The following is a 21,646-nucleotide window of genomic DNA, read 5'->3' on the forward strand; positions in this document are numbered from 1 at the left end:
GGTGGCGCGGCCGCTCGGCCGCTCGGGCGCGCTTCCGGAGTGACCTCGGCGCCAACCGTCGCGGTCGACGCAGCAACGACAGAGGCGCAGCGGGCCGCGGCCATAGCCAAGCAGAGCCAGGGATCGCTGTTGCGCGCGACGCAGGCGATTCAGGCCATGCAAGCGGCGCAAGCGGCCGCGCGCGCGGCGGCGGCAGGGGCTACGAATTCGTCGATCGCCGATGGTCTCTCGGTCGGCGGCAATGGCAAGCTGCCGGGGCTCGTCGTCGATCCGCGTGTCGGAACGACTCCCGGGCTTTGGATCAACGCCGATCTGCCGACGCAATCGGCGACCGGTGGCAAGACCACTGTAACGATCAAGCAGAACGCCGCGCAGGCGGTGATAACCTGGGCCTATTACAATGTCTCGCCCAATACGACTGTCGTCTACGACCAGCAGGGCAATCCGAGCTGGGTGGCGCTGAACCGAATCGATGCGACGGGAACGCCCAGCCAAATCCTCGGCCAGATCAAGGCCGACGGCACGGTTCTCATCATCAATCCGAATGGCGTTATTTTCGGCGCCGGCGCGCAGATCAACGTTCATTCGCTGATCGCCTCCTCGCTCGACATGGACGGAACCACCTCGTCGAGCGTCTTCAATGGCGCCGCCGCCTACAATAAGATGACGCTGCATATCGACGGTCTCGGCGACATCGCGGCCTATGCGCCGTCGAACGAGGTCGCGGCCAATACGAATTTCGTCGGCGCCGATGCGGGGCAGGGACTTTTCCCGATCGCGACGGCGCTCGGGACGACGATCGGCAATTCCACCCGTTTTTCCACGGGGACGATCGCCGGGCAGACCATCGGCGCGGTCGTGGTCGAAAAAGGCGCGTCGATCGATACCTCGGTCAATTCGACCGGCGACGGCGGCTACGTGGCGCTGCTCGCCCCCAATGTCACGAATTCCGGCTCGATCACGACGAAGAACGGCCAGATCATCCTCGCCGCCGAGGGGTCGGCGCTGCTCAGCGAGCCGCAGTCGACAGCGACGGGCGTGCGCACGGCGATTGTCGTCGATCAGGACTTTTCCGCCGGCACGAATCCGACGAATAAGACCTTCACCGTTTCTTATCAGGGCGCAGCGGTCAACGACGGCCTGCTGCTGGCGCCGAGCGGAAATGTGACGATCGCCGGCGGACCGATCAAGCAACTCGGCGTGTCGGCGGCGACGACGAGCGTGACGCGCCCCGGTTCGATCACGCTCTACTCGACGGACAATGTCGTCTTTGGGCCGAACAGCGTCACCGCCATTCTGCCGGACGAGGGGAGCGGCTCGGTTCCGAGCGGCACAGCTACCACCGACTATTTCGCGAGCAGCCTGCAGCCGCAAATTTCGATCACGGCCTTCAAAGGCGTCGACTTCCAATCCGGCGCGCTGCTGCGGGCGCCGAGCGCAGCGGTGAACGTGACTGCGCCCGAGGTGCTGCTCGAGACCGGCGCGACAATCGATGTCTCGGGTCTCGCCGATGTGCAGGTTCCGATCTCCAATTTCCTCGTGACCTTCGTCGTCACGCCCAATGAGATCGCCGATTCGCCGCTCGCCGCCGCCCTCGTCGGCAAGACGGTGACGATCGACACGCGGGTTGGCTCGCCGATCGTCGACGCCTCCGGCTACGCCAAGCTCATTCCCAAGTCGATCGACGAGATTTTGACGGTCGGCGGGTCGGTCAATGTCTCGGGGACGAATTTTATCCAACAGCCTGGCTCGATCGTCGATCTCTCTGGCGGCTATGTCACCTATACGGGCTCGGCGGTGAACACGACGCGGCTCGTCGGCGCGGACGGGCGCTTCTACGACATCGGCAGCGCCGATCCGACGATCCGCTATGTCGGCGTCACGGCGGGGAGCGGCTTCACGGTCGATCATTCGCGCTGGGGCGTGACCGAGACCTATGTCAACCCGCTATTGAACAGGTCGCGTTACGAGGCGAGCTATCTCGCCGGCGCCAGCGCCGGCTCTCTGTCGATCGCGGCGGCGCCGATTCTCGATGGGACGATTCTCGGCGAGACAGTGACCGGGCTGCGCCAGCGCGCCAATGCGCAGGGCGGCGGAACGGCGGTTCAGACATCGCTCGCGCAATTGCCGGCCGGCGCGTCGCTGACGATCACCTCGTCCAATGCCTTCGTGTCGAGCTATCTGCTCGAATCGAGCGCGGACGCCGGCGACGATTCTTACGGGCTCGCCTCGTATAGCTATGGCTCGAATTGGCGCGCGCCCTCGACCTTGCCCATTCTGACGGATCGGCTGTCCGAGACCGGTTTCGCCTCAATCACGATCCAAGGCTCCGGCACCCGTCAGCCGACAGTGAACATGGCCACGGGCGCTGTTCTGAAGGTTGCCTCGGGCGGCTCGGTCACCTTGACGAATGTCGAGACCATCGACGGCTCGATCATCGCGCCCGCCGGCAAGATCACGCTCTCCGGCCATATCTACAATAGCGACGTGACAGCCGCGTCGATTCCTGCCGATCTGGTGATTGGATCGAACGCGCTTCTCGACGTCCACGGGCTGTGGATCAACGACTCGGGGGCCGTCGGCGATCGGTTGCAGGGTTCCGCCTTCATCGACGGTGGCTCGATCAGCATCACCACTTTGGCCGCAACCTATCACCGAGGGCGGGCCGACACCGACAATGTCGACGCGACGCAGAGCATCATTCTGTCGCCGGGCAGCATCATCGATGTTTCGAGCGGCGGCTATGTCGGCTCCAACGGCAAATTGAAGCTCGGCTCCGATGGTCTGCCGGTCGGCAAGGGCGGAAGCCTCTCGCTGGTCACTTATTCGGGCGGATTCGTCGGGCTCAACAGTGATTATCAACCCTACAACGAGCCACCGACCAACGGCAATCAGCCCAATACGGCGACGGCGGTTCTCGGCGGCGCGATCTATTCCAATGGCTTCGACACGGGCGGAACCTTCACGCTGCAGGCCCCGACGATCACTATCGACGGGCAGGCGAGCGCGATCACAACCTATACCTCCGGCGCGCGATCCGGCGAGATCGTCCTGCCGGCGAGCTTCTTCACCGACAATGGATTTTCCAACTATTCGCTGACCAGCGTCTATGGCAGCTCGACGGTGACCGCCGGCACGACCGTGCTCTTGCGGCAGGCGAATTATCTCGCGGCGAACGATGCGCTCTTATCGCTGCCGACAGGCGCGGTGCTGCGCGACGTCGCGACGGTCGGACTCGCGCCCGACGGATTGCGCAATCCCGTGAGCTTCGCGCTGCAGGAATATGGCTACATCTACGGCGGGACGGGACCGAGCACGACAGCGGGAACGCTGCTCGACGCCGGGGCCAGAATCATCGCGGAAGCGAATGCGACGCGGCAGGCGACGGTGACGCTGGCGGCCGCCGGCCCGGTCACCGTGCTCGGCGAGATCATCGCGCCCGGCGGCGACATCGTCCTGGCCAATACAGGCGTCTCGAACGGTTCGACCGGGCCGACACAGACGGTGGCGCCGATGCAGCTCACCATCGGCGCCGACGCCGTGCTGGACGTGAGTGGTGTGTTCATTGCCGATCCGACCGTGACCGCCTATCGTACAGGCAGCGCGCTCGACGCCGGAACGATCACGCTGTTCGGCGATTCGGTCACTGCGCAGACGGGCTCGCGCTTCCTTCTCGACGGGACGTCGGCGGAGGTCGAGATTCCCTCCGGCGCGGGACTGTTCGGGCCGCGCTTCGCGACGCGAAATATATGGAGCGACGGCGGCGTCCTGCAGATCGGCGCGTCCTCTCTCTATTTCGCCGGCTCGGTCAGCGCGCATGGCGGCGGGGAGCTCGCGAATGGCGGCCTGTTCCGCATCGGAATACCGGCGTCCAGCGCGCCGAGCCTTCTTTCCAGCCGCGTGACCAACGGCTATGCGGGGCTTCCCGGCACGATAGTCGTCGAGCAGGCGGGCATCATCGACGCCGCGTTGGCATCGCACACGACCTTGCAGGGCAATGCCTTCATCGGCGTCGACACGCTGAACAATAGCGGCTTCGACTCGATCGAGCTGAACGCCGCGACCACGGTCGCCTTCGTCGGATCGCAGTCGATTCAGATGCGCGGATCGCTCATCCTCGGCGGCGACCTCACATTGCTGCCGGCGAGTGGCGGCGATCCATTGACCTATAGCGCCCCCTCGATCGGCCATACGACGGTGGATTTGAGCTCGGGCTATGTGTGGCTCGGTCAGATCACAACAGGAGCTGTCCTGCCTGCTGCGACAGTGAGCGATGGATCGATAAATATTTCGGCGCAATGGATCGACATCGGCAATCCGAATGCCGGCGCTGCTGGCTCGGGAGTCAACTTCCGTAATGTCGGCTCCGTCACGCTGAACAGCGCCGACGCGATCCGCCTGATGGGAGCGAACACTGCTACGAGCAATAACAATAATTTTACTGGTTCGCTCGGCGTCGCAGGCGATCTGACGCTGAAAGCGGCGGAAATCTATCCGACCAGCGGAACGAGCTTCACGCTGAAGGCGACCGGCACGATCGACATTGAGCAGAATGGCGTCGCCAGCGCGCCGCTGTCGGCCGGCGGAACGATCATCGTCGACGCCACGAACATCGTGCAGAACGGCACGCTCTGGGCGCCCTTTGGACAAATCGTGCTCGGCAATACGACGACGACGCAGAGCGTCACGCTCGGCGCCGGCAGCCTCACCTCCGTCTCGGGAGCTGGCTCGCTCATTCCTTATGGCTACACTGTCGACGGCGAGGTTTGGTACGTCGGACAAACGACCACGAGCAGCGGGGCCACTATTATTTATAACGGCTCCAGCCTCACCGCGAGCCCGACCAAGGCGATCACGCTCAACGGCGCCGATGTCTCGACGTCCGCCGGAGCAAAGCTCGATCTCTCTGGCGGCGGAGACATCTACGCCAGCGAATTCGTCGCCGGCACGGGCGGCAGCCGCAATGTGCTCGCCGGCTCCACGGTCTACGCCCTCGTTCCCACCTCCTCCGCCAAGGTCGCCGCCTATGATCCGACTTTCGCTGCGACCAATTCCGATATCGGCTCGGCGGCTTTTGCCTCGAGCCTGCTGAACGCGCCGGCCGGAACGGCGATCTATATCGCCGGCGGCAATGGGATAGCTGCCGGCTATTACACTCTGATGCCCGGCATGTATGCGACCTTGCCCGGCGCTTATCGCGTCACCGTCGCCTCCACATCAGTGAAGAGCGCGGCCGCGCAAAGCTACACGTCGATGGACGGCTCGCTCTATGTGACCGGCAATTTCGCCAATGTCATCAGCGGGACGCGATCCTCGCAAACCGTGCTGTTCCAATTGCAGTCGCAATCGACCTGGTCGCAATATTCGCAGATCGACATCACCTCCGGAACGAGCTTCATCCGCAATCTGGCGCTCACCGCCGGCACGGCCATTCCGCTTCTCCCGGTGGACGGCGGCTCCCTGACCTTCGCCGCGCGCAATTCGCTCTCCATCGACGCGGGCAGCCTGTTCGGCTTCGCCGCGGGCTCCAGTCCGCTCGCGCCGGATGTGGCCGGCGTCGGCGGGCAATTGGCGATCAGCGCGGCCAAGGTGCTCGTGCTCGGCTCCAAGGATATGGCGGCCCCGGCGGGGACGGACGGCTATCTGAAGCTCTACGCCGATCAACTCGACACTGTCGGCGCGACCACTCTGCTGATCGGCGGCTCGTCGGTCGTCGATACGTCGGGCAATCTCGTCGTGACCGGCGTCGCCACCGATGTCGAGATCGCCACCGACGCCGCTCACGCGCTGAGCGCGCCGCAGCTTCTCATCATGACCAAGGCGGGCGGCGGCGGCATTCTCGTCGACGACGGTAGCGCCATCGCCGCGATCGGAACCGTGCCGAGCGGAGGCGACCGGGCGATCGTCATTGGCGCCGATCCGGTCGCGCAGACCAACAGCAGCGGCGTCGTGACCTATACGGCGGGCGTGAGCGGGGAAGGCTCGCTGCTGCGCGTCTCTACTGGCGCGATGGTCACCGTGACCCGCAATTATCTGCCGGGTCTCTACACCGGATCCGGGCCCGCGCCGACCCCCGCCGCCACGCCCGGCAGCCTCGTCATCGGCGCCAATGTCTCCATCGACGGGGCGGCCGCCCTCACCCTCGATTCGAGCGGCGTCAATCGCGTCGGCCCCAACGCCGCGCTCATCGCCAAAGCCTTCGATCTTTCCGCCAAGGCGATCGAGTTCGGCGCCGATAGCAGTTCTGCCGGCCTCGCGCTGACCGATGCGATCATCGCCAATTTCGTCGGCGCGGATTCGGTTCGCCTGCGTAGCGCCTCGGCCTTCAATTTTCACGATGTCGGTGGCCTTTCCATCGGCGACTCCGCCCATCCGATCGGCCTGTTGACCTTCGACGGCGGCGGATTCTACAGCGAGGGGGGCGAGACCAGCGTCTACGCCTCTAATATCACGCTGACGAATACGCAGAGCGCCTCGACGACGACCAATGGGCTTTCGGGGACAGACGGAAAGCTGACCCTCGTCGCGAGCAAGACGATCACCCAGAGCGCCGGAACGATGACCGCGAACGGCTTCTCGACGATCGCGCTGCAGTCGGGAGAGGCGATCCGCTTCGCCGGAACGGGCTCGCTGACGGCGAGCAATGGTTCGGGCGTCGCCGATCTCGTCTTCTCCTCGCCCAATGTCATCGCCGTCTCCGGCTCGGCGCAGGCGCTGACGACGAGCGGCCTTTTGACCATTCTCTCGACGAGCGCGGCGGCTGCCGTCGATCCGACAGAGATCGGCGGCAGCCTGTCGCTGACGGCCGCGAGCATCGCGGATTCGGGCGCGATCACCGTACAGGCGGGAACCTTGTCGCTGACCGCGACGACGGGCGACGTGACTCTCGCCGACGGCGCCATCGTAAACGCCGCTGGCACGCGTATCGTGCTCGGCAACAGCACGGAATATTCGCCCGGCGGCGTGGTGAAGCTCGTCTCGCAGAAAGGAAATGTGACGATCGCGAGCGGCGCGAAGGTGGACGTCTCGGCTGCCAAAAATGCCGACGGATCTTCGGGCAACGGCTATGCGGGCGGAATTTATATCACGACCGCCAATGATGGGACGACGACGCTTCAGGGAACGCTCGACGGCTCGGCGGCCTATAAGGACGCGGGCGGAGCTTTCGTGCTCAGCACCGGGACCATCGTCGGCGATCTTCCGTGGGGCGGCTTCACCAGCCGCTTCGCGGCCGCGATCTATGAGCCGGGCGACATCGTCGTGCCGACAGGCGTGACGCTGAGCTCGACCGAGGTGCTGCTCGTCGCCAATCAGGGCAGCGTCATCGTCAATGGAACGATCGACGCCAGCGGGCCGACCGGCGGCAGCATCGCGCTCTATGGCGCCGGAACGACGACGCTGGCCGCGACCGATCCCGGCGCTACGGGCGTCATCATTCGCTCCACCGCCAAGCTCGACGCCCACTATGTCGCGGCGGAGAAGGACGATCCGGGCTACGCCAATGGCGAGAGCGCGCAGAGCCAGCGCGGCGGCACGATCACCCTCGGCACGACGGGCGCCACGAATGGAACGCTGAATGCGACCTATGGCTACGAGAATGTGACGGGCTCGGGCGCCGTCAAGGTGGAGAGCGGCGCGATCTTCGACGTGAGCGGCGGTCCGGGCGGGGACGGCGTCGACAATACCGGCGGCGCCGTCGTCGTGCGCGCGCCGATCCTGACGAACAACAATGTCAATGTCAGTTTCAAGGGCACTGTCGTCACCAATGCGGACTCTAGCGGGAACGCCAGTGGCCAGGGCGTCGTCCTCGATGCTTTCGCAGTGTGGAGCACGACCGATTCCTGCACGCTCATTTCGGGAGGCTGCGGCTCGATCACGACCGTCGCGCAATATAATGCGCTGACGGCGGCGCAAAAGGCGCAGATGCAGCAGCATTTCGACGGGATCATCGATCCGGCGGGCTTCTTCAGCGGAGCGGGCGCGCAGATCATCTCGGCGACGTCCGGCCTCTATCCCTCTTCGACTTATGCGGCGCCGGCCAGCGGCGCCTATCTGCCGCATGTCGGCTTTTATCAGAACACGCTGCTCAATTTCGTCGAGAATCCGTTCAGCGGCAATGCGGCGGCGGTGGCGGCCGATTTCGCGGAGGCCAAATTGCAGGTCGGCGACAGACCGGCGACGGCCTTGCCCTCGACCTCCCTGCATCTGCGGCCGGAGGTCGATCTCGTCAATCCGTCCAGCAGCATCAATGGCGGCAATGTGACCGTCGCCTCCAATTGGAACCTCGGCGCCGGCGTCTACAATACGGCGACGGGCGCCTTCTCGCTCTATTACCGGACGACCAATGGCGGCGAGCCGGGCGTGCTGACGTTGCGGGCCGCGAATAATATCCAGCTGAACGCTACGATCAGCGACGGCTTCTATGAAACCAGCGATCCGTTCTTCGCGGCCGCGGTGGCGAGCAGCCTGGCCAGCAACGATCCATCTCTCGCCCTGGCGACGACCCGGTACACGAGCAGGAACCTGTATGGGACGGCCGCCTATATGCCGGGGATGACATCCATCTATGCGCCCCCCACCGTGTTTCCGTCTTCCTATGGCACGGTCGCGCAAAATACATGGTATGCGCAGTATTACTATTACTATGCGAATACGACGATTCCCTATATCAACATTCTCGGTCGCGGCGCGAGCTCGCTCTATATCACGACCAACGCCTCTGGCTCCGGCACATTCGACAATGATCCCACTCATTATTCATCCTACGCCGCCTATGTGGCCGCCTATAACACCTATTATGTGGGCTCGCGCTATGTCACCGGCGTCGCAGGCATCGCGAACGAGGCGACCCAGACATTCTCGACGCCGGCAAGCTCGTCGAATGGAACAACGCAAAATCTGACCAATTTCGACAATAACCCGACCCATTACACGAGCTACGCCAATTACGTCTCCGCCTATAAAACCTACTCCGCCGCATTGGCGACATATCTCAAGACCTACTATGGTATATATAGCCAAGCGCCGGTCAACAGCAGCGTCGATCCGAGGACCTATCCTTCGACCATTCTCGCGCCCATACCGCCGGTCTACGGCAGTGTCTATTCCGGCGGCGCGACCGAGACCGCATCGCAATTCACCACCGACTATGTGACCAACTACGCCACGGGAACATCTTCCGCGTACTACAATTTTATACTTTTTTACAACGGCAACAAGGTCGAGCCGGGCAATGTGACCGGCAGCGCCGCGAATACGACCGGCAAGACCGCCCTGTGGCTCGCCGTTCTGCCCTATCTTCCCACCACCTCGGAAACGCCGCCGATCGTCCTCGCCTCGAGTGCCCAGCCGGGCCCCGCCAACGCCATCGCCAATAATCCCGCCAGCAATGTCACGACGGATAGTTTGGGCAATGCGGTGACGATCAAGGATTACAACACGACGTCGGCGGCGAGCCTGATGCCGGCGAGCTTCGGGGCCAGCTCGTCCTATGATTTCGTCGCTGGCGCCTATTTCGGTGTGGGCGGCGCCTCCTCCGTCGATCCCAACGCAGTCGTCGCGCTGAGCGGCGCGATCGACCCCAAGGCGCCGACCGCCAGCATCGTGATCAACGGCCACACCTCCTATACGGACCCGCTCGACACGACGAAGACGATCTCCATACCGACGATCGTGCGGACCGGCACGGGATCGATCACGCTGACGGCGGCCGGCAATGTCGAGTTCACCGATCCGATCGTTCAAGGCGCCGTCTATACGGCCGGCGCCGCAACGACGACGCCCGCCGACTATAATGCGCCGACCCTGGCGAGCGCCTATAACGCCAATCCCAACGGGCTGGTCTCGACGCCGGCCTGGGGGACAGGCGGTGGATCGATCACCGTCGTGGCGGGAGGCTCCATCATCGGCGTCGCCGCGGCGACCGAGAGCGAGACTTGGGCCGACTGGCTCATTCATTACGGCTCGTCGGACGGCGACAGCACGCCCTTCTCCGGCTGCGCGGCGACCGGCGCCACCGCCTGCCAGACGGCGGCCTGGGTCAATTATGCGACCTTCTTCCAGAATTTCGGCGCGCTCGGCGGCGGCGACATCACGCTGCGGGCCGGACGCGACATCACCGATATTTCCGCCTCCCTGCCGGAGACGATGGTCGTCGCCGGAGGCTTCACCGCCGCCGATCCGGCTCACGCCATTTATTACGGCGGCGGCAATCTGCTCGTGCAGGCGGGCGGGAATCTCAATTCCAGCGCCTTTCTGGTCGGGAGCGGCGCGGGCCTCATCGAGGTCGGCGGCAATGTGCAGCAGACCGCCGACAATCCGATCACCAGCGCGAAGGACGCGGCGCCCTATCCGCTGCTGCTCGCCGCGCAGGACGGCTATATTTCCGTCATCGCCAAGGGTGATCTAACGCTCGGCGCGCTGCTCGATCCGACGACGACTTTAGAAAATGGCGTTGGTAATGACTATGTGCAGAGCCTGACTCCCGGCCAAGCCAACTATCGGCCTGGCTCCGGCCTAGCGAACGTCTTCACCAGCTATGGCGCGCAGGCGGGTCTCTCACTCACCAGCATTACGGGCGATGTGAAGGCGGTGACAGTGGCGGCCGTCGGGCTCTTCCCGTCCCTCCTGTTGCCGCCGCGCCTCGAGATCGCGGCGTTGCAGGGCGATATCACTGGCCGCGGAGGGACGATCCTCGCCTATCCCACCGACAGCCTGGGACATAACACAGCGAGCTTGACGCTCGCGGCGGCGGGCTCGATCAATATCGATCTTACCGTGGGCGCTCCGACGCCGAGGGCGATCGACAGCAGTGTCGGCGGATACGTCAATCCGCTCGGCGTCTCCTTCTACACGCTCGCTTCGACGGAGCTGACGAACAGCGCGCCGATCCTTGTCAGCGCAGGCATGAACCTCGACGGGTCCCTCACCGTCGAACGGCCGGCGCAGATTCTCGCGGGCCACGACATAGGCGACACGCAGTTCACCTTCACCGGCCTTAATTTCACCGATGCGGATGTGACGAGCGTCGTCGCCGGCCGTGATCTCTCGGGCCAATATTATCTCTACGGCCCGGGCGCGCTCCTCCTCGAGGCCGGCCGCAATATTCGCAAGCCGCTGGGAAGCAGCGGTTTTGCCTCCTTCAGCGTCAACACGATCGGCAATGGCTCGGGCGGCGGGAGAGCCGCCGGCCAGCTCGCGACGCTGAAGAGCTATCTGCCGGAAGATGGCGCGGACATCACCATGCTCTATGGGATCGCCAAGGGCGTCGATTACGCCTCGGCGATATCGGCCTATGTCGATCCCGCCTCGGCGGGAACGAGCGGCATAGACTTCCTCTCCTTCATCGCCGCCAGCCTCGGCCAGTCGCGCGATCGGGCCTGGGCGAGCTTCCAGACTCTCGACGAGACGCATCAGCATCTCCTCGTCGACAAGGCCTTCCTGCAATTCCTCACGCAGGTGGTGACGGATTATCGCAATTCCTCGAGCGACTATTACGGCAAATATGGCCGCGCCTATGAGGCGATTGGAACGCTGTTCCCGAATGGACTCGGCTATGCGAACGACGGCAGCGGCGGCTCCGATCTTTCGGCGATCGGAAGGCTGGTCATGCCCTTCTCGCTGGTCGAGACGCAGGCCGGCGGCGACATCAATATCATCGGACCCAATGGCGGCATTCGCGTCGGCTCGGCCGGCCGCGATACGCTGAAGCCCAATCAGGAAGGCATATTGACTTTGCGCGGCGGCTCGATCCGCATCTACACGGACCAGACCGTGCTCTTGAACCAGAGCCGCATCATGACGCAGCAGGGCGGCAATGTGGAGATATTCAGTGGGAATGGCGACATAAGCGCGGGCTCGGGGCCGAAGACCTATGTCGCCAATCCGGTGCTGAGCGAGGTCTGCAACTACATCGCCGGCTATTGCTCGGTCAATCCGCAAGGCCTCGTGACTGGCGCGGGCATCGGCGCCATCGTCACCCTGCCGACGCAGGACCCGAGCCTTTCCAACGCTTTCCTCTCCGCGCCGAAGGGCACGGTGGATCTGGGCGCGGCGGGCGTGCGGGCCGCCGGCAATCTCACCATTGTCGCGCAACATGTCGCCAACGCCTATAATGCGCAGGTCGGCGGAAGCGTCTCTGGCCTGACGACGGTGACGACGGGGCCGAATGTCGGCGCGCTGACCTCGGCCTCCAACACAGCGGGCGCGGCGGCCAAGGCGGTGGCGACGCCGCAGGCTGGCGCCGGAGGCTCCGACACGCCCTCGATCATCACCGTCGAGGTGCTGGGCTATGGCGGCTCCGATCACGGAGACACTCCGGCGGGCGGCGGCGCGAGCGTGACGCCGACGAGCGCCGGCTCGGGTTCGCCGGAGACGCCGCCGCCAGCGAATGGCGCCAGCTCGCAGAGCGACAGGGCGCGGCGCTCGAGGTGAGCCGCGCGGCGTCGATCCGAACCCGGATCGACCCGCCAACGCGCACGCGGCTCCGAGCGAGCGTGAAGGCTCGCTTGTCGAAGCATGAGAATGCAGGGCATGAGAAGAGGCGAGAAGCCGCTCGCCTGATCGGGAGCAGGCCGGCGCGATCGACCGAATCTCTCTAAAGCGTTCCTTTGCTAATCGAAAAACATGCTGCCGGCGACATCTCGTCTAACAGGCAAGGGCCGGCTCGCCGCGCCGAAAGCGGAGACGGTCGAAAACGCGATCGCCGGAAAGAATCCCGTCGCAAAAAAAAAACCGGGCGCGCCTTTCGGCGCGTCCGGCGGTTCGATCGAGATCGATAGTTTTTATTGCGCGCCGGTTCCGCTCACGCTCGCGCAACCGTCGATGAAGAACCCGTCATAGGCGGTGATCGTCGCCGAGCTGGTCGCCGTTCCGAGATAGGTGTCGCCGATTTTCTGGGCCCAGCTGCCGGCCCCAGTCGACAGAGCCTTGAAGCCGTTGTTGGCGGTGATCGTCGCGGCGTTGCCCGCCGTCAGACCATAGTGCCACTTCAGATAGCCCAGAAGATCGGAAACGCGGGTCGCGGCGGGAGTGGAATCCCGGCCGTCGCCGTAACAGCTATAGACATAGAGATAGGCCGTGCCGACCAGGGAATAAGCACCCGTCGCCGGCGCCAGCGGGAGCTTCGAGCGACCGGTGATGTCGACCCACACGCCGGTGCCCGGCAGATAGGTGGTCGCCGGGAAGGTCTGAGCATAGACGTTCCAGTCGGCGAAGTTCGCGCTGGCCGGCAGCGAGAGAACTCCCCAAGCCGCGTCGGCGCTCGTCGGCGTCGCCGCGATGAAGTTGGTCGACGACACGCCGGGGTGGGTGACGCCGGCCGAACGCTGATAATCGTTCTGCAGGCTGGCGGCGTGCGGGATCGTCGTCGCGGTGGACGGATTATAGGGCGCGACGAAGTCGTTGCTCAGATAGCCGATATAGCCGTAGTTCGCCGAGGTGTTGCCGATCGCCGCCGCGACCGCATCGCTGCCGTCGGCGCCAGTCGTGTTGAGGCTGCGGCCATAGGCCGTCACTTTGTTGATGAGCTGCGTGAAGTTGTTGTTCGGCAGGGCGCTCGTCGAGAAGATCGACACATAGCCGTAAGTGTTGCTCGGGTCGAGCAGCGGGCAGACCGTCTTCAGATAGTTGGTGAAGATGAAGCTGGTGCCGCTGCCGTCCGAACGATAGACGATTTTGATCTGCTTGCTGGCGCTGGCGTAGGCCGTGCCGCCGCCCGTGCCCGGCGTGCCGGCCGTGCTGGCGGCGTGCCAGGTGTTGGCGTCGGCGAAGCCTTCAGTGCCCGCCACGCCAGTGCTCGAGAGCGTCGGGATGGTGGCGGTGGAGTTCCAATCCGTCACGAGGCCCGAGAAGATCGCGCAGACCTGCGCGGTCGAGAGCTGGATGCGTCCGCCCGCGGCCGTGGTGGAGAACTGCGACTTGATGGTCCAGGTCGTTCCGCCGGCCGTCGTCGTGCCCGTGGACTGATCGACCGCCGGCAGATTGACGGCGATGGCGACCGGCGCCTCGAACAGCGGCAGCTGGATCGGATCACCGACGTCGGCCGTGGGGAAGCTCGTCGAGCCATTGGCCGCCGTCGTGTGGTTGATCTGGTCCCAGAGATAGACGGTGGTGGTGTAGCCGCTCACGAAATTCGAGGGGAGCGGAGAATCGCTCGCGCCGAAGTCGATGCGCGGATAGGGGTAGGAGGTGAAGCCGAGGGTGTAGTCGGGGTTGGCGGCCGGATCCAGGCCGGCGCCGCGGAAGCCCTGCGACGGGTCGTTGGAGATATACACGCGCTGGCCCGAGCCGCTGCCGATGCCGGCGTAGAGGAGGAGAACGCTCGAGCTAGAAGCGGTGTAGTAATCGGCGCTGAGCTGGCGCTCCGCGAGCGAGGCGAGCGTGCTGCCGCCGCCGAAGATGCCGTCGGTGGCGAGGGCCGGCTGGGCGCCGATCAACGCGAGGGTCGAAAGCGCGAGAGCCGAGCTTCCGTTACGCAGAGCTTTGCTGAAAGAAAGAGCAGACATGTGCTTCTCCTAATGGATCATCGCGTAGGGCTGCGCGAAAGGGTCGGCCCCCACAGAGGGGGGCCGCCCGATCCCTGTTCAAAAATGACGTTCTCGTTACAGTTGTCCGACAAGTAGATGATATAGAGGCGTAGTTGATACTTAGTACGCTTGGCCTCTTTTCTCGTCCTTTGTCGCTATTGCGCCGCCTTACACCCTATAGACGGCCAAATCCGGTCGATCGCGAAGAAAAAAATTGCGGATTTTTTGGCAAAAAGGAGTCGCTGCGAACGCAGAGCCTCTTTATATTTCGTCGGTCATTCGATTGATTGATCTCCCGGGAGATTTGTGAAATGGCCGAAACTCCAGGCTTTTTCCAGCCGCCGACCTATCGCGCGCAGGCGCGCATGGAACTCGGGGCCTTTCGTCCCGTCACGCCCGCCGCCGGCAACGAGGTCGTCGCGCCGACGCCGCCCCCGCAGCTCGCGCGCGCGCGCAAGCAATATGCGCGCGGCGTCGAACATGCGCGCGCTGACCGCTGGCGCGAGGCGCTGCGGTTTTTCGAGGAGGCCGCGCGCTGCGCGCCCGATCAGCCGAACTATCATTATGTGCATGGCGTCGCTCTATGTCGCCATGATCGGTTCGACGAGGCGATCGGCGCGTTTCAGCTCGAATTGAAAGTGACGCCGGAACATGCGCCCTCCTTGACCGAGATCGGCACCTGCCTCGCGCGGACGGGGCGCACCCGGCAGGGCATTCCCTTTTTGCAGAGGGGCCTCGCGCGAATTCCCCATCTGCCGCTGGCGCAATTCAGCCTCGGCCTCGCGCTGCTGACCGAGCGTCGGCCCAAGGACGCGATCATCGCCCTGAGTTCCGCGTTGACCTACGACGGCGCCTATGCGGACGCCTATCGCATGCGCGGCCTCGCCCTCACGATGGAGGGCGAGCACGACAAGGCCGTCGACGATCTGCAAGCGGCCGCCGCGCTGGACAGCAAGAACCATCGCGCGCTTCTCGATCTCGGCATGAGCCTCGGCGCGAATGCGCGAGAGCAGCAGGCGGCGCGCCTGTTCGAGATGGCGGCGAAAGTGGCGCCGGATATCGCGCTGCCGCAATATGTCTATGGCAATTTCCTGATCAATCATCGTTTCTTCGAGGCCGGTCTCCGATATGTCGATCGCGCCATCGAGCTCGATCCTCTGCAAGCCGAGCCCTATGTCGGCCGCGGCTTCGGCCTGCTCGGACAGGGGCGCATCGACGAGGCGGTCGCGGCCTATCGGCGGGCCGGAGAGCTCAAGCCGGAGAGCGCTCAAATCGCCGGAACGCTGCTGTTTGCTCTGCAGCATTATCCGGGCGTCACCAAGCAGGACCTGCTCGATGCGCATAAGAGATGGGCGGCGCTCTACCGTCCGGCGGCGCCGCGCGACAAGGTCGCTTTCAGCAATGATCCCGATCCAGCGCGCAAGCCCCGTCTCGGCCTCGTCTCCGCCGACATGCACCGCCATGCGGCGGCCTTCCTGACGCTGCGCGCCTTCGAGCAGCTCGCGGCCCTCGGCTATGAGATTTTCTGCTACAAGACCGACAGGAAGCGCGAGGACGATGATTTCAGCGAGCGCTTCAAGGCCGCGGGCAAATTCTGGCGCGACGTCTCCGACCTCGACGATGCGGCTTTCGCCGCGCTGGTCGAGGAGCACAAAATCGACATTCTCTTCGATCTCGCCGGACATACCGCCGGCAATCGCCTCTCCGTCTTCGCGCAACGCGCGGCGCCGATTCAATTGAGCTGGGCAGGCTATGTCGGCACCATCGGTCTCGACACCTATGACGGCGTGATCGCCGATCCGGTCGAGATTCCGCCGCAGGACGATGAATTCTACGCCGAGCCTGTCATTCGCCTGCCCGATTGTTACGTCTGCTATCATCCGCCGACCAATGCGCCGGATGTGGCGCCGCTTCCGGCGCTGGAAAAGGGCGCGATCACCTTCGGCTGCTTCAATCGTCCGGCCAAGATCAATTCCGAGGTCGGGCGCGCCTGGGCGCGCATCGTCGAGCAGTTGCCCGGCGCGCGCATCCTCATGGTCTATGGCGGTCTGAACGAGAGCGCCACGCAGAAGGCGCTCTACGACGTTCTCGAGAAGGGTGGCCTGTCGCGCGAGCATGTCGAGCTCGTCGGCGGCGCCGAGCAGCCCATATTGCTCGACGCCTACGCAAACAGGGTGGACCTGGCGCTCGATCCGTTTCCCTATTCTGGCGGCGTCACGACGCTCGAAGCCATGTGGATGGGCGTGCCGACGGTCACTTTCGTCGGCGACACTTTCGCCGGCCGCCATTCGGCGACGCATCTTTCGGCTGCGGGCCTCGCGGACTTCTGCACATATTCGATCGACGATTATGTGGCGCTCGCCGTCGATTGGGCGAAGCGGCCTCAGGATCTCGCGGCCTTGCGCGCCGGCCTGCGCGACAAGGTCGCGGCCTCGCCGCTGAATGATCCGGTCCGTTTCGGACAGAATCTCTCGAACGAATTGTCTCGTCTCTGGACGCAATGGAGCAATCAGCGCCGCGCGCGCGATGCAGCCGGCGTGGGCGCGACCGCATGAGCGCGGTCGTGGCGAGTCCGCTTTTTCAATGCAATCGAATTGTATTCGGGTGAACGACATGACGCAGCAGAATATTCCCGGCGCGCGGCATCCGGACTATATCCGCGCCATTCTCGATCGCGCCGTAAAGATGATCGCGGAGGGCCGGCTGGAGAGCGCCGAGGTGCTTCTCGCGACATTGAGCGAAGAGCCGAGCGCCCGCGAGGTGACGGCCCATCTGCGCGGCGTCATCGCGGCCAGGCTCATGGAGAAGTCCGCGGCGCAGCTCTTCTTCAAAGCGGCTCTCGAGGCCAATCCCCGCAATGCGGAGGCGCATGCGCAGCTCGGCCTGTTGCTGCTCGACGAACGGCCGGTCGCGGCGGCCGCGGCCTTCGCGGCGGCGCTCGCGCTCGATGCGCGCAATCCCGATTGGCATGTAGCGCTCGCCGTCGCATTTCATCGTTTGGGCTTCGTCGATCGCGCGAAGGACAATATCGCGGACGCGCTGGTCCTCTCGCCCGATCATGCGGAGGCTTCGACCCGCGCCGCGGCCATCGAGGCGGAGACGGAAGAGAGGCGCGAGATCGAAGATCTGTCGCCCGAGGACGAGGCGATCCTCTGCGACGCGCTCTTCGCAGAGGGAACGCGGCGCCAGCGCGATGGCGATCTGGCGCGCGCCGCGGTCATTTTCGAGTGCGTCCTGAAACGCGCGCCGACGCATGCCTTCGCTCTCTGCAATCTAGGCGCGCTCCGCCGCGTCTCGGGCGATCTGCGCCGATCCGTGGAGCTGCTGGAGCAGGCGATTGCCGCCGATCCAAAGCTCGTGCCCGCGCGTCTCGCGCTCGCCGAGACCTACGTCGCCGCTGGCCGGGAGCAGGAGGCGCGTGCGCAATTCGAGATAGCGATCGAGGTGGGGCCGCGGAACGCCGATGCGCGCGCCGCCTATGCGATGGCTTTGCAACGAACGGGCGCGCCGAAAGAATCGATCCCGCATTTTCACCACGCCATTCTTCTCGATCAGAATCGACCGGCCGAATTCTATGCGGCGCTCGGCACGGCGCTCGAAGCCATGGGCATGCGCGATCGTGCAGAAATCGCGCTCCGACACGCCGCGGCTTTGGCGAAAACGTCATAGGAGGCGCTCGGCGTCGGCGGAAACAACTCGGGCGGCGCCAAATTGAGAAAGGGGAACGGGCAGGCGTCCTCGTAGGCGCATGTCCGCTCGAGCCCGCTCATGTCCTCCAAGTCGCGCATCTGCTCGAAAATCGGACGAAGGCCGCGTAACAGACGCGCGCCGGTTTTCTCTCCCATCTGCGCGAGAGCCGAGAGCGGCGCGAGAACGATCGATCGACGAACGAAGCGCCGCCGTTCGACTCGCGCTCATATGTCTTCGGGGCGTGTGTCTTTGAAGCATGTGTCTTGGGGGCGCGAATCGCTGTCTTCAGGACGAAAATCACGCAAATTCGAATCGCTTCCGTCGTCGAGCCCTCTCACCTCTGCGTTCCCATTTACGTCACCGGGAGAACTGGGGGATATCCGACTTCGTCGCGCCGGCATACGTATGCCGATGTCGCGATCGAGGTGCTTCGCGCAATGGATCAGCGCCAGCTTCAATTCCGCTTGAATCGTGCGCTTCGTCACGCCGAAACGCTTTGCGAGATCGGAGGAAGGAACTTCGTCGATGGAGACAGCGAGCAATATGTCGCGTCGCCGCTGCGGCATTTCCATCATGCCGCGTTTCAGCGCCTCGATCTCGGAGCGCGCTTCGACGATGCGCTCCGGATCCGGCGCGTCGTCGACGATATTCAGGAAGAATTCTGATTCCGGCGGGCCGCCGAGCAATTCGGCTCGACGCCGATCCGCGGCGAGCCGCGTGGCGACGCGGAGAAGATAGGCCTTCGGCCGCTTGATCGGACCGATCTCGACGCTCGAATGCAGCCGCAAGAACGTGTCCTGCAGGGCGTCCGCCGCGATATCCGTCGAGCCCAGTCGACGCGATAGGCGCCGCTTGAGATCTTCATATCCCGTAAGAAGCAAATTGATCAGAGTCGCGCGGCTGGTTTCGATCGTCATCGAACACGCTCCGCTTCCATCGTGGCTGCGCGCCTCGACGTCTCGAATATGCGCATGCGGATAGGTCGAGCTGATGACCCGGCAATGACAGACGCGCGATTTTTGCCGATTTGATGGAATTTCGTTCGCGAGCACAAGGCCGCCGCCGATACGACGCCGACGCGTCCGGCTCAGGGAACGCCTTAATCGGATGAAAGGCGTCGTTTATTTGCGGATACGACGAGCGGGCGACGGCTCGGAGGCGGGCGCGACGGCCGCCACGCTGCGCATCGACTCGAGCCGCGAGCGGAATTCCTCCGAGACGCCTTGCGCGTCGAAGCCGTTGCGAATGATCTGAGGCTTGACGAAGACGATGATTTCCTGCCGGCTTTTGGACTTGTCCGTATTGCCGAACAGATCGCCGAGATAGGTGATGCGGCGTAGAATCGGGAGGCCGTCCAATGTGCTGTTATCCTGCTCGCTGATCATGCCTCCGAGCATCACAGTCTGGCCGCTCGTTACCGAAATAGTCGAATGCACGCGTCGTTGGGAGATGGTCGGCGTCAGGCTAGTGCTCGTCGCATTGGAAATCTCTTGTTCGACTTCGAGCTGAATCGTCCCATTGCCGTGGACATGCGGCCAGACCTTCAAGATCACGCCGGTGTCGCGCATCTGAAAGGAATTGACGACAGTGTTGGCGTTCGTGAGGATATTCGCCGTGCCGGTCGAAATCGGGATTTCCTGGCCCACCTGGAGAAGCGCTGGTTGATTGTCCGCGACGACGAGCGAAGGCGCCGACAGAACCTTGACGCTGGTGAGCGTCGAAAGCGCATTCAAAATGAGGTGAGGTCGCGCCTCCGGACCGAGCACCAGATTGAAGCCGGGAAGGACGCGCTGGAGGACGAGGTTCGAAACGACGCTCGCGGTGGAGGAGCTGGACGTCGTGTCGGACGACGACGAGCTCGAGGTCGATGTCGAGGAGGCGGACGAATTGGCCTGCGACGCATTGGCTCTGGTGGCGTTGCCGAGATAATATTGCACCCCATATTGCAGCTGGTCCGTCAGCGAGACTTCGGCGACCGTCGCCTCTATGGCCACCTGCATTTGTGGCCTGTCGAGCTCGCGCAGCGAGCGTTCGATGACACGATAGTCGTCCTGGTTGGAGTAGACGATAATCGAATTATTGCTGCTGTCGGCCGTGATGCGGACATTTTGAAAAACACCGCGGGGTAGGCTGCCGGGCGAGGAAGCATCGTTTTTGGTCTCTGCGTCGGCCTCCTTCTTCTCGTTGAAATTCTCGAAGGCGGCGGCGATCTGGCCGCCACCCTGGCCTGCGCCTGCGCCGCTGGCTTGGCGCGCGTTAGAGCTGTTGGCGTTGTTGCTGTTGCCGAAAGCGCTACCTGAGGACACAGAGTCGAGCTTGGATTGAGCCGCGCTCGCGCCTGGAGCGATCTGGCTGGTCGCGGTATCGCTCGTCGACGACCCCGCGCCCTTGCCAACGAAAATCTCATTGAGAATTTTGGCGATTTTGGTGGCGTTGCCATTTTCGAGACGATAGATGCGCACTGTCGTGCCGGTCATGTCCGAACGATCGAGACGCCGCACCCATAGCGTGACGCGCTCCAGCATTCGCGGACTTTGCGTCATCGCCATAACGGCGTTCATGCGCGAAATGGGTTGGAATTTCACCGCGCCGGCGCCTTGCGCGCCTTCCCCCGTCTCGAAAATCTGCTCGAGCTCGCGGACGAGCGTCGCTGGCGACGTCGATTTCAGGGGATAGACGCCGACGGATTGGTTGCGCATCCACTCGACGTCGAGGCCAGCGATCATGCTCAGGACCGCGTGTCGCTCGTTCGTCGAGCCTTGCACCAGGATGAAATTGCGGGCCGAGTCGGCGCGAATCATGTTGGGGCGGCTCACGAAATTTTCGGCCGCCTTTACCACCGCGGCTGCGGACGTATAGCGCAGCGGGACGATGGTGACGCCAAATCCCAGCTGATCCGCGCCGAATGTGACTGGGCCAGTGCCATTGGCCTCGTTGATCGGCATGATGCGGATGACGTCGTGGTCGCGCACGAGCGCCGCATTGGACATTCGTAGAGCGCTCTCCAATGCGGGCAGAACGTCCTTGCGCGCGATCGGGGCTGCTGCGACGAGCGTTATCGGCGTCGTGATGCGCGCGTCGACGACGAAATTCAGTCCCAAGGCGTCGCCGAGCAGGGCCTTTGCGACAGTCTGGACATCTGCCTGATCGAAGTTGATCTCGACGCCGTCGCCGCGTTCGGTCGCGCCGGAGGCCGGCGATGCGGAGGCCATCGGCTCGGCGGCCTTCGTCGCTCCCTTTTGGGCCGGAAAGAGCATCGGTGGTTTTTGCGACTCTCGCCGAGAGTAATCGGCGAGAAGCGGAAAGCGTGCGGTCAAATCGGCGAGTCGGATGGAGTCGACGCTGTCGCCCGGGCCGACGCCGGTCAATTGTTCGGGCGATGAGCAAGATTGCAGCAGGCCCTGGGACATCGTCAGGGCCGCTGCGACCAG

6 protein-coding genes are annotated in these 21,646 nt (G+C 64.0%); 3 read left to right on the forward strand and 3 right to left on the reverse strand.

The annotated features are described in order from the left end of the window. Positions 1-39 precede the first annotated feature (39 nt). The gene (locus EDE12_RS18315) at positions 40-12,432 is read left to right on the forward strand and encodes a filamentous haemagglutinin family protein (protein WP_166671888.1); all 12,393 of its coding nucleotides are present in this window, start codon (positions 40-42) and stop codon (positions 12,430-12,432) included. A 350-nt stretch (positions 12,433-12,782) separates the two neighbouring features. Here EDE12_RS18315 and EDE12_RS18320 read toward each other — a convergent pair whose 3' ends face one another. Then, complete coding sequence (locus EDE12_RS18320) at positions 12,783-14,504, reverse strand: substrate-binding domain-containing protein (RefSeq protein WP_026598268.1); 1,722 nt, start codon at positions 14,502-14,504, stop codon at positions 12,783-12,785. A 332-nt stretch (positions 14,505-14,836) separates the two neighbouring features. Here EDE12_RS18320 and EDE12_RS18325 point away from each other — a divergent pair, with 332 nt between their 5' ends. Both EDE12_RS18325 and EDE12_RS18330 read left to right on the forward strand, forming a co-directional pair. Further along, on the forward strand, positions 14,837-17,080 hold the full coding sequence (locus EDE12_RS18325; protein ID WP_051592397.1) for a tetratricopeptide repeat protein: 2,244 nt from the start codon (positions 14,837-14,839) through the stop codon (positions 17,078-17,080). Between the two features lie 58 nt (positions 17,081-17,138). Continuing rightward, positions 17,139-18,194, forward strand: a complete 1,056-nt coding sequence (locus EDE12_RS18330) for a tetratricopeptide repeat protein (RefSeq protein ID WP_026598267.1) — start codon at positions 17,139-17,141, stop codon at positions 18,192-18,194. Between the two features lie 245 nt (positions 18,195-18,439). On the opposite strand, the gene EDE12_RS18335 is transcribed toward EDE12_RS18330, so the two are convergent. Both EDE12_RS18335 and gspD read right to left on the reverse strand, forming a co-directional pair. Beyond that, a complete protein-coding gene (locus EDE12_RS18335; RefSeq protein WP_064032707.1) occupies positions 18,440-19,132 on the reverse strand; it encodes an RNA polymerase sigma factor in 693 nt (230 codons plus the stop codon). A 204-nt stretch (positions 19,133-19,336) separates the two neighbouring features. Then, positions 19,337-21,427 carry a type II secretion system secretin GspD gene (gene gspD / locus EDE12_RS18340; RefSeq protein WP_245275732.1) on the reverse strand — a complete coding sequence of 697 codons (2,091 nt, stop codon included), beginning with the start codon at positions 21,425-21,427 and terminating at the stop codon, positions 19,337-19,339. Positions 21,428-21,646 lie beyond the last annotated feature (219 nt).

The sequence above is a fragment of the Methylosinus sp. sav-2 genome, assembly GCF_004366495.1.
In the GTDB taxonomy this organism is placed as follows: Bacteria; Pseudomonadota; Alphaproteobacteria; order Rhizobiales; family Beijerinckiaceae; genus Methylosinus.